Source organism: Mycobacterium sp. TH-M116, assembly GCF_057473685.1.
On sequence record NZ_JBYCLC010000053.1, the window covers coordinates 1 to 10175 of the forward strand.

9 protein-coding genes are annotated in these 10175 nt (G+C 68.2%); 7 read left to right on the forward strand and 2 right to left on the reverse strand.

Annotation, left to right across the window (positions count from 1 at the left end; genetic code table 11):
- From AC2VOK_RS02460 to AC2VOK_RS02480, 5 genes are all read left to right on the forward strand, one after another.
- A partial coding sequence (locus tag AC2VOK_RS02460) for an AMP-binding enzyme (RefSeq protein WP_428899065.1) occupies nucleotides 1-342 on the forward strand: 342 nt, incomplete at its 5' end.
- Nucleotides 342-1487, forward strand: a complete 1146-nt coding sequence (locus AC2VOK_RS02465) for an acyl-CoA dehydrogenase family protein (protein WP_428899066.1) — start codon at nucleotides 342-344, stop codon at nucleotides 1485-1487. The genes AC2VOK_RS02460 and AC2VOK_RS02465, both read left to right, overlap by 1 nt.
- On the forward strand, nucleotides 1484-2428 hold the full coding sequence (locus tag AC2VOK_RS02470; protein WP_428899067.1) for an acyl-CoA dehydrogenase family protein: 945 nt from the start codon (nucleotides 1484-1486) through the stop codon (nucleotides 2426-2428). Before AC2VOK_RS02465 ends, AC2VOK_RS02470 begins: the two co-directional genes overlap by 4 nt.
- Nucleotides 2425-3381, forward strand: a complete 957-nt coding sequence (ipdE2, locus tag AC2VOK_RS02475; RefSeq protein ID WP_428899068.1) for an acyl-CoA dehydrogenase IpdE2 — start codon at nucleotides 2425-2427, stop codon at nucleotides 3379-3381. The genes AC2VOK_RS02470 and ipdE2 overlap by 4 nt, the downstream gene beginning before the upstream one ends.
- A gap of 44 nt (nucleotides 3382-3425) precedes the next feature.
- On the forward strand, nucleotides 3426-4544 hold the full coding sequence (locus AC2VOK_RS02480) for a pyridoxal phosphate-dependent aminotransferase (protein WP_428899073.1): 1119 nt from the start codon (nucleotides 3426-3428) through the stop codon (nucleotides 4542-4544).
- On the opposite strand, the gene AC2VOK_RS02485 is transcribed toward AC2VOK_RS02480, so the two are convergent.
- Nucleotides 4541-5368 (reverse strand): arylamine N-acetyltransferase family protein, encoded by an 828-nt coding sequence (locus AC2VOK_RS02485; protein ID WP_428899069.1) that lies wholly within the window; start codon nucleotides 5366-5368, stop codon nucleotides 4541-4543. The genes AC2VOK_RS02480 and AC2VOK_RS02485 overlap by 4 nt on opposite strands.
- 118 nt (nucleotides 5369-5486) lie before the next feature.
- Between AC2VOK_RS02485 and AC2VOK_RS02490 the strand changes: the two genes are divergently transcribed.
- The gene (locus tag AC2VOK_RS02490) at nucleotides 5487-6098 is read left to right on the forward strand and encodes a mycothiol-dependent nitroreductase Rv2466c family protein (protein ID WP_428899070.1); all 612 of its coding nucleotides are present in this window, start codon (nucleotides 5487-5489) and stop codon (nucleotides 6096-6098) included.
- 203 nt (nucleotides 6099-6301) lie between these two features.
- Here AC2VOK_RS02490 and AC2VOK_RS02495 read toward each other — a convergent pair whose 3' ends face one another.
- Nucleotides 6302-9181, reverse strand: a complete 2880-nt coding sequence (locus tag AC2VOK_RS02495; protein WP_428899071.1) for an AMP-binding protein — start codon at nucleotides 9179-9181, stop codon at nucleotides 6302-6304.
- Between the two features lie 552 nt (nucleotides 9182-9733).
- Between AC2VOK_RS02495 and AC2VOK_RS02500 the strand changes: the two genes are divergently transcribed.
- A partial coding sequence (locus AC2VOK_RS02500; protein ID WP_428899072.1) for a wax ester/triacylglycerol synthase domain-containing protein occupies nucleotides 9734-10175 on the forward strand: 442 nt, incomplete at its 3' end.

The following is a 10175-nucleotide window of genomic DNA, read 5'->3' on the forward strand; positions in this document are numbered from 1 at the left end:
CTCGACGAGGCGGGCAATCTGCGCATCACCGACCGGCTCAAGGACATGTACATCTGCGGCGGTTTCAACGTCTACCCCGCCGAGGTCGAGCAGGTGCTCGCCCGGCTGGACGGAGTGGCCGACGCCGCGGTGATCGGGGTTCCCGACGAGCGCCTCGGCGAGGTCGGCCGCGCCTTCCTGGTGACACGGCCCGGCTCCGACCTCGACGAGGAATCGGTGATCGCCTACAGCCGTAAGCATCTGGCGAACTTCAAGGCACCGAGGTCGGTCCGGTTCGTCGAAACGCTGCCGCGCAACGCGGGCGGCAAGGTGGTCAAATCACAACTGCGGGAGCTGGTCTGATGGATCTGGACCTGGATGACGAGGTACTGGCCTTTGCGGCCGAGGTACGCGAGTTCCTGGCAGACAACGCCGATTCGATCCCGACGAAGTCCTACGACAACGCCGAAGGCTTCGCCCAGCACCGGCGTTGGGACCGTGTGCTGTTCGACGCCGGCCTGTCGGTGATCACGTGGCCGCAGCGCTACGGGGGACGCGACGCGTCACTGCTGCACTGGGTGGTGTTCGAGGAGGAGTATTTCCGCGCCGGGGCGCCCGGCCGGGCCAGCGCGAACGGCACGTCGATGCTGGCCCCGACGCTGTTCGCGTACGGCACCTCCGAGCAGCTCGACCGTGTCCTGCCGAAAATGGCCAGCGGCGAACAGATTTGGGCGCAGGCATGGTCGGAACCGGAATCCGGCAGCGACCTCGCGTCGCTGCGGTCGACGGCCACCAAGACCGACGGCGGTTGGCTGCTGGGCGGGCAGAAGATCTGGAGTTCGCGGGCACCGTTCGCCGAGATGGGATTCGGGCTGTTCCGGTCCGACCCCGCGGCCGAGCGCCATCGCGGACTGACCTATTGCATGTTCGATCTGAAGGCCGACGGCGTCACCGTGCGCCCGATCGCCCAACTCGGCGGCGACACCGGCTTCGGCGAGATTTTTCTCGACGACGTCTTCGTGCCCGACGCCGACGTCATCGGCACCCCCGACGACGGCTGGCGCGTGGCGATGAGCACCTCGAGCAACGAACGGGGGATGTCGCTGCGCAGCCCGGCGCGATTCATGGCGGCGGCCGAGCGGTTGGTGCGGCTGTGGAAGGACGGCGGATCCCCACCGGCGTTCTCCGAGCGGGTGGCCGGGGCGTGGATCGACGCGCAGGCCTATCGGCTGCAGACGTTCGGCACGGTGACCAGGCTCGCCGCCGGCGGCGAGTTGGGCGCGGAATCCTCGGTGACCAAAGTGTTCTGGTCCGATCTCGACGTGGCGATACACCAGACCGCGCTCGACCTCCTGGCCGCCGACGGCGAGCTCGCGGGCCCCTGGACCGACGGCCTGCTGTTCGCCCTGGGCGGCCCGATCTACGCCGGCACCAACGAGATCCAGCGCAACATCATCGCCGAGCGGCTGCTGGGACTACCTCGGGAGAAGTCCGGGGGCACGAAGTGAAATTCGCTCTCGACGAACAACAGCGGGACTTCGCGGCCAGCATCGACGCGGCGCTCGGCGCCGCGGACCTGCCGTCGGCGGTTCGGGCGTGGTCCGCGGGTGACGTCGCGCCCGGGCGCACGGTGTGGCAACGACTGGCCGACCTCGGTGTCACCGCACTGGCCGTACCGGAGCGGTTCGACGGCCTGGACGCCCATCCGGTGGACCTGGTGGTCGCACTCGAACGCCTCGGACGCTGGTGCGTGCCCGGGCCGGTGGCCGAATCTATCGCCGTAGCACCGGTTTTGCTGGCCACTGAAGACCAAGCTGACCGCTGCGCCGCGCTGGCCGCAGGCAAACTGATCGCCACCGTGGCGCTGCCGCCGCAGCAACCGCGCGCCGTGGACGCCGGGGCGGCCGGGCTGGTGCTGCTGGCCACCGGGGACGATGTCACCACAGCCGAGCCCGGCCGACAGCACGAGTCCGTCGACCCCAGCCGGCGCCTCTACGATGTGGCGGCGACCGGCGAGATCTGGCACGCGGACATTCCGCGCGCCTACGAATTCGGGGCGCTGGCCACCGCCGCGCAACTGGTCGGCGCCGCCGAGGCGCTGCTGCACGCCGCGGTCGACTACGCCAAGCAGCGCACCCAGTTCGGCCGGGTGATCGGTTCCTATCAGGCGATCAAGCACAAGCTCGCCGACGTCCACATCGCGGTCGAGCTGGCCCGCCCGCTGGTGTACGGCGCGGCGCTGTCGCTGAAGCCCCGCGACGTCAGCGCCGCCAAAGCCGCTGCCGCCGAGGCGGGGCTGCTGGCGGCGCGCTCGGCGCTGCAGACCCACGGCGCCATCGGCTTCACCGGAGAACACGACCTGTCGCTGTGGCTGCTGCGGGTGCAGGCACTGCGCTCGGCCTGGGGTACCCCGGAGGAGCATCGACGGCGAGTGCTGGAGGCGTTGTGACGATCACCGAAGAACGGGCGATGCTGCGGCAGAGCGTGGCGGCGATGGTCGCCAAGCACGCGACGCCGCAGGCGGTGCGCGCCGCCATGGAGTCCGAGCGGGGCTACGACGAGTCGCTGTGGCGGCTGTTGTGCGAGCAGGTCGGCGCCGCCGCGCTGGTCATACCCGAGGAGCTGGGTGGTGCCGGCGGCGAATTGGCCGACGCCGCAACCGTTGTGCAGGAACTCGGCCGCGCCCTGGTGCCCTCCCCGCTGCTGGGCACGACCCTGGCCGAGCTGGCGCTGCTGGCGGCGCCCGAGCCCGACACCGACGCGCTGGAACGCCTCGCCGAAGGCAACTCGATCGGCGCGGTGGTGCTCGACGCCGACTATGTGGTCAACGGCGACGTCGCCGACGTCGTCGTGGCGGTGGCCGACGGGAAGTTGAGCAGGTGGACGCGCTTCACGGCCGAGCCCGTCGCCACCATGGACCCCACCCGCCGGCTCGCCCGCATCCGGCCGGACGAGGCCGAGGCCATCGGCCCCGACCCCGGCCTGGCCGACGCCGCGGCCGTCCTGCTGGCCGCCGAGCAGATCGGTGCCGCCGAACGCTGCCTGGAGCTGACCGTCGAGTACGCCAAGAACCGCGTCCAGTTCGGCCGGCCGATCGGCAGCTTCCAGGCGCTCAAGCATCGGATGGCCGACCTCTACGTCGCCGTGTCCGCGGCCAAGGCGGTGGTCTCCGACGCGTGCACCGACCCCACTCCGGCCAACGCCGCCGCCGCACGACTGGCCGCCACGGAGACGCTCTGCGCCGTGGCCGGCGAGGGAATCCAGCTGCACGGTGGGATCGCCATCACCTGGGAACACGACATGCACCTGTACTTCAAACGCGCGCACGGCAGCGCGCACCTGCTCGCCCCGACACGAGAGCTGCTGCGACGACTTGAATCCGAGGTGCTGACGACCCCGTGAACGCCCACGTCTCGCGACGCGCCGGCATCCCGCCGTTCTACGTGATGGACGTGTGGCGGGCTGCCGCGCAGCGCCAGCACAGCCACGGCGACCTGGTGAATCTCTCGGCGGGCCAGCCCAGCGTGGGCGCACCCGAGCCGGTGCGCGCGGCCGCGGCCGCCGCCCTGCACCTCGACCAGCTCGGCTACACCGTGGCGTTGGGGCTGCCCGAGCTGCGCGCCGCGATCGCGGCGGACTACCGGCGCCGGCACGGAATCGACGTCGAGCCCGACGCGGTCGTCGTCACCACCGGCTCATCGGGCGGGTTTCTGCTCGCCTTCCTGTCGTGCTTCGACGTCGGCGACCGGGTGGCGCTGGCCAGTCCCGGGTATCCCTGCTACCGAAACATATTGTCGGCGTTGGGCTGCGAGGTGGTCGACATCCCCTGCGGGCCGCAGACCCGCTTCCAGCCGACCGCACGGATGCTTGCCGAGCTCGACCCGCCGGTGCAGGGGGTGATCGTCGCGAGCCCGGCCAACCCGACCGGCACGGTCATCGCGGCGGACGAACTGGCCGCGATCGCGTTGTGGTGCGAGGACTGCGGTGTCCGGCTGATCAGCGACGAGGTTTACCACGGGCTGGTCTACGACCACGCGCCGCAGACCAGCTCCGCATGGCAGACGTCACGAAACGCACTGGTGGTCAACAGCTTTTCCAAGTACTTCGCGATGACGGGATGGCGGCTGGGCTGGCTGCTGGTGCCGCCCGAGCTGCGGCGCGCGGTGGACTGCCTCACCGGCAACTTCACGATCTGCCCGCCGGTGCTGTCCCAGGTCGCCGCGGTCGCCGCGTTCACCCCGGAGGCGATCGCCGAGGCCGACGGCCACCTGCGCCAGTACGCGATCAACCGGTCGCGGCTGCTCGACGGGCTGCGCCGCATCGGGCTCGACCGGCTGGCCCCCACCGACGGTGCGTTCTACGTGTACGCCGACGTCTCGGACTTCACCGACGACTCGCTCGGGTTCTGCTCGAAGTTGCTGAGCGACACCGGCGTTGCGATCGCGCCGGGCATCGACTTCGACACCGCGCGCGGCAACGCGTTCGTCCGGCTGTCGTTTGCCGGGCCCACGAGCGACGTCGACGAGGCGCTGCGGCGCATCGGCCCCTGGCTTGCGGCGCGCTAGTCGAGAAGCCCGTCGAGGCGCGCCTCAAGAGCGGACCGGTCGCCGACGCCGGCCACCTCGATGCCGAATCGCCCACTGAGGGCATCGACGACGGCGGCCGCGTCGGGTAGTTCGATCTTCTCGCTGCCGTCGGCCCGGTGACACGTGAGCTCGCGACCGGCCAGGCTCAGCCGGCCGTCGTCGGTGACCAGCGCGGCCATCAGACCGGTCACGAAGATCGACGAGGGGTGAGTCGAGACGAACCAGCTGCCCACCTGCAGGTCGACATCCGGCTCGGTTCGCGTGCTGAACTCGTAGAGCGGTTGCCATTCACCGCGAACCATGACCTGCAAGAGCAGCTCCTCGCCGCGGTCCTGAAGCCGGTACGGCTCGTGCATGGTCTGTTGCACGCTGCCGGTCTCGATACGCAGCGGCGAGGTCGGCGTCTGGCCGCCGAAACCGACGTCGACGAGATAGGGCCTGCAGGAGCCGGGGAACCGCACCGCCAGCAGCGTGTGCGTCCGCGTCGGGAAAGGAGCATCGGGCGGGCGCATCGCGACCACCCGCGCGCCCAGCCGCCGCACCCGGAAGCCGAGTTCGGCCAGCGCGTATCCCATGAGCCCGTTCTGCTCGTAGCAGTAGCCGCCCCGCCGCCGGCGGACCAGCTTGTCGTAGAGGGCCGCCGCGCTCAGGTCATCGACAGGTACCCCCAGCACCGGATCGAGATTTTCGAACGGAATCGCCCGCGTGTGGGCAGTCACCAGCTCCTGCAGCACCTGCAAGCTCGGCTCGGGGGCGCCGCGATAGCCGATGCGGTCGAAATACCCGTTCACATCCAAAGACATGATGCCATTCTGCTGTCAGCTGCCGTGCAGCTGCGGAACCGCTTCGACAGCTGATACCCATGGGGGTATTATCGGGCGATGTTCACCGATCGCGAGACCACGGCGGAAGGACGGGCCCATGGCTGACGTCGAACTCTATCTCGATCCGGTTTGCCCGTTTTCCTGGGTCACCTCGCGGTGGCTGCTCGATGCGGCATCCGCAACCCCCACGACGGTGATCCTGCGGCAGATGAGCCTGGCCGTTCTGAATGAGGGCAAGGAGCTCGAGGGCAAGCAACAACGCATGATGGAACGGTCGCGCCGGCTGGGACGCCTGTTCGCCGCAGCCGTCGGCAAACACGGGGGGGATGCGTTCGCCCGCCTCTACGACTCGCTGGGCACCCGGATCCAGATGCGCGAGGACGAGCTGAGCAGCGCCGAGATCAAGGAGTCGCTGGCCCGCTGCGGACTCCAGGAATCGCTCTCCGACGCCCTCGACGACAGCAGTTTCGACGAAGACGTCAGGCTCAGCCACCAAACCGGCCAAGACACCCTGGGCGGCACCGCCGGCAGCCCGGTCATCGTGATCGGCGGACGCGGGTTCCATGGCCCGGTCCTGACCGCGATCCCGAGCCACGAGAACGGCGTCCGTCTGCTCGACGCGGTCCTCGCCGCCGCACTGACCCCCGAATTCGCCACGCTGCAACGGCCCGTCCAGGGGCCGCCCACACTCGAGGAGGCTCCCCGCTGATGTGTCATCCCGTCACATGCCGCACCTGCGGAAAAACAACCTGGTCCGGATGCGGAGCACACGTGGAACAGGTCCGCCGAACCGTGCCCGCATCGCAGTGGTGCCCGGGCCACCCCAAGGAACCCGGGCAACGCTGGTGGCAACGCGGCCGCAACTGACCCGGCTGGGCGCGCACGTTCCGCGCGCCCAGCCACACGGCTCCCTCAACGCGACCGCGACCTGCTCCGGCCGCCCCATGTGGTGAATCGGGTGACGACCGAGTCCCTGACAACCGGCTTCTTGAGGCCGCGGCTGTCAACGAGCGGCTCACCGGTCGCGTCGGCGATCATGCGTCGAATCTCCGCCCGCCCTTGCGCCAGTGCCGCCAGATCGGACGGATCGCACGCGAGCCGGACAGCGGGAAGCACCTCGACTTCGAGGGCGGCGGGCCGGTATGGCCGGCCCCGCATCACCTCCCGCGGGCCCTTCAGCGCCAACGGGACGATCGGGATTCCCGCGCTGGCGGCCAGCTTGAACGCACCGAGCCGGAAAGGGTAGATACCCGGGGTGTCGCGGCGTTCGCCCTCAGGGAATATGTGGATCGATACATCCTCTCTCAGCAGCGCCTGCATTCGCTCGTAGGACGCCAGCGAGGATTCCACCGAGCCGGGATCGAGGGCTATGACGCCGAGGCGTTCGGCGAGCACCCCGAACAAGCCGGTGAACAGTCGCCCCTTTCCGGTCATCGAAACCGGCCGGTCCAGAGCGCCGACGAGCAGGAGGGGATCCATGTCGGTGGGGTGATTGCTGACGTAGAGCGCCTGACCATCGGGGAGCGGGACACCCGTGCGCCGAAACGACATCCCGGTCGCAGCGAACCAAAGGCGAAGTGTGCGTCGCGCGAAGCGCCACGTGCCGGCCCGACCCCGAACCCACAGTGCCGAGCCCGCGAAGATCAGCACGACGAGCATCGTCATGCCGGCGATGTAGGCACCGACGACGCTCTGGCGACACCGGTCAGCTACTGTTCGCGCTCGGTACCAGCCCAGCCGGGCGATCGTCGTGGCCGGCCGCCAACGTCCCGCTGTGCTCTTGCCCAAGGTTCCGTCCCGATACGCCTGCCGGGTTTCTTGGCGTCGCAGCTTGCCGCTGGACGTCTTGAGCACGCTGCCACGCGGTACCAGCATGACGTCGTCGGCCGATGTACCCGTTGTCTCGACGACCGCCGCACGGATCAGAGCTTTGAGTTCGTCGTGGCATCCGGCCTCGGCGGCGGTTTCGGCGACCACCACTATGCCCTCGCCGTGCTCCGGCATCTCCTCACCGAACGCGATCACGCACCCTTTGCGCACGCCGGGCAAATCGCCGACAGCCTGCTCGATGTCCTGGGGGTGGTAGTTGCGGCCTGCCTTGATGATCAGGTCCTTGACGCGTCCGGTGATGAACAGTTCCCCGTCGGCCAGGTAGCCCAGGTCGCCGGTATCGAGCCAGTCGCCCATCCGAACCGCGGCGGTGGCTTCCGGTCGGCCGAAATAACCGGCCATCACCGACTTCCCCCGGATCAGCACACGGCCCTCGTTGCGCTCCGCTATCGGCTCATGCCCCTGGCCCGTCGCGTCGACGACTCGGACCTGCTGATCACCGATAGGCGTGCCGACGGAAACCAGGCTGCGTATCCGGGATCCGGGGCCCGCGGGTACCGCGCGACGGTCCACCGCCAGCCGATCGGCGTCGACGTTGTCCACCCGCGGCCCGCCGAGCGCGAACGTCACCGCAACACACGTTTCCGCGAGTCCGTAGGCGGGAGTGAACGCGCTCCGTTGGAAGCCGTAGGGCTCGAAGCGACGGCAAAAATCGTCGAGGGCGCTGACCCGGATGGGCTCCGCCCCCAGCGCCGCGAATGTGATGCTGGAAAGGTCCACTCCGGCGATGTGGTCATCCGAGACGCGCCGCGTGACATGGTTGAGCCCGAAGGTCGTGGTCGCGACGGCGTTCGCCCGAAACCTGTCGATGGCCCACAGCCAGGACGCCGGCTTGGTCAGGAAATCGACCGGCGACATCATCACGATCGTGACTCCTGTGCAGAGCCCTACCCCCATCCAGCTCCCGATGAGCCCGAAGTCGTGGTAGAGCGGCATCCAGGACACCGCGACATCCGAGGGACGCAGGCCGGCGCGAACGGTCATCTCGCTGATCGCTCGGATGTTCGCCATCAGGTTGGCGTGCGTCAGCGCCACACCCTTGGGGTCTCCCGTACTTCCAGACGTGTATTGGATCAGCGCGAGCTCGCAGGGCGACTCGACACAGAAGGATCCCGCGCCGCCGGTGAGGGAGTCCACCGTCGCGGATTCCCGCAGGCTTGGCGTAGCCCGACACAGCAGCTCCGCAGCACCTTTGAACTGCGGATCAGAGACGATGAAAGCCGCGCCGGCACTTCGCAGAATCCGACTTTGCCGCCGGACATAGCCATCCAGCTCGTCGAGTCGCACGGGCGGATAAATCGGTACGGGAACCCCTCCCGCACACAGCGCGGCCACGAAGGCGACGAAGAAGTCGGGACCGGTCAGCGCCACAATCGCGACGCGGTCTCCGGTTCCCAAGCCGAGGTTTGCCAATCCCGCAGCTGCGCGCCGTCCGCGGTCCCAGAGTTCACCGAAATCCAGCACACTCACGTGCCCATCCGCCGTGAGGAACTTCAGGTGGGGATGCCGGCCGTCCTTGTCGGCGCGAAAACGTAGCAGATCGAGCAGATTCGACGCCTCCGGCAGCGTCTGCGACAGGTTCGATATCGACGCGTCCCGGGTCGATACCTGCGGAAGCCGCGCGACGGCCGGTCGGCCCGTGGCCGCCCCACCGGCGCCGAGCGCTTGATCGACCGCCTCCAGGACATCACGCGGCCGGCGAAACCTTCCGACCCCGTCGGCAGGTAACTCGACTGCGTACGCACCACCGACCCGGATCAACAGGTCGGCCAGTTCGATGCTGCCCAGCCCGAGTTGCTCCTCGAAATCGAGATCGAGGATATCGGGATCGTCGATCTGCCCCAGACCCGCATCCCGCAGCACACCTGCCAGCTCCTCGCGCAGGCGTTGCTCAGACTGCATTCGTACCGGACCCCTTTCAGCCGTCGCCGGCTTCGCGCCCGTGTACACGACGCCAGGTCCAACGCCGGCGAAGGTATGCGGCGGACCTCCGCAACCCCTGGGAGGATCCACCACGAGCAGTGGCCCTGCCAGAACACCCGCGAACTGCATTGCCGGAGTCCACCGACGGTGCGGTCCGCATCGTCGAAAAGTCTTGAACCCGATTTCCCAGATTGCCCGTCCTGGAGGGATTCACCACGCTACCTTGAAACCGGGTCGCTGAGGACAGGTTTGAATTGCACCTGGTGAAGGGCTGTCGACACCGTCGAGCCGTCCGCCGCCGAATGTGGGCTCACACAGCACCGGTGACTGGACAAAGCCCTTGGCTACCAGACACCGACCCGGTGCGAGGCCGCGGTCCCAGGCATTTGACGGGCACCTCACAGCCCCGGTGAGCATAGTTTTGGATACACAAACGTTGTAACGAGTCAACAAGCACAAACAATTTTTGATGAAGACAGTGTGATGAAGACAGTGTGATGAAAACAGCACGGATGACGGCGAGGAAGTGACATGGGTGAACACGGCAACACGCCCGAGTACCTCAATCCCAGAGACTCCCACGCCTTTTTCCGTGGCGGGAACACACAAAGCGAACTCATCGCGATCTGCTTCGTCGACCGTCCCGCCGACGACTCTGAACCTGTGTTCGACCAGGTTCGGGAGCGCGTCAATGCCCGGGTGAACTCTATTCCCCGGCTGATGCAGCACGTAGTCGCCACTCCGCTGAAGTTGGCCCCGCCCGCGTGGTTCGACGCCGAAGACTTCGATCTCGACCATCACCTGCAGAGCCGACGTGTTTCCGGGGGGCAATTCCCGGAGCTGATGCAGGCGGTCGAGGACCTACTCGAGCCACTCGACCTGCGACGTCCACCGTGGCGGGTCTACATCGTCGAAGGTTTTCAGGACGGCAAGTGGGCCATCGTCGTCCAGGTCCATCATGTCCTGGGCGATG

Excerpts from the sequence above, each read along its gene's own strand:
- AC2VOK_RS02465 (WP_428899066.1), top strand. The coding sequence starts at position 342 with ATGGATCTGGACCTGGATGACGAGGTACTGGCCTTTGCGGCCGAGGTA.
- AC2VOK_RS02480 (WP_428899073.1), top strand. The coding sequence starts at position 3,426 with ATGGACGTGTGGCGGGCTGCCGCGCAGCGCCAGCACAGCCACGGCGAC.
- AC2VOK_RS02485 (WP_428899069.1), bottom strand. The coding sequence starts at position 5,368 with ATGTCTTTGGATGTGAACGGGTATTTCGACCGCATCGGCTATCGCGGC.
- AC2VOK_RS02490 (WP_428899070.1), top strand. The coding sequence starts at position 5,487 with ATGGCTGACGTCGAACTCTATCTCGATCCGGTTTGCCCGTTTTCCTGG.
- AC2VOK_RS02495 (WP_428899071.1), bottom strand. The coding sequence starts at position 9,181 with ATGCAGTCTGAGCAACGCCTGCGCGAGGAGCTGGCAGGTGTGCTGCGG.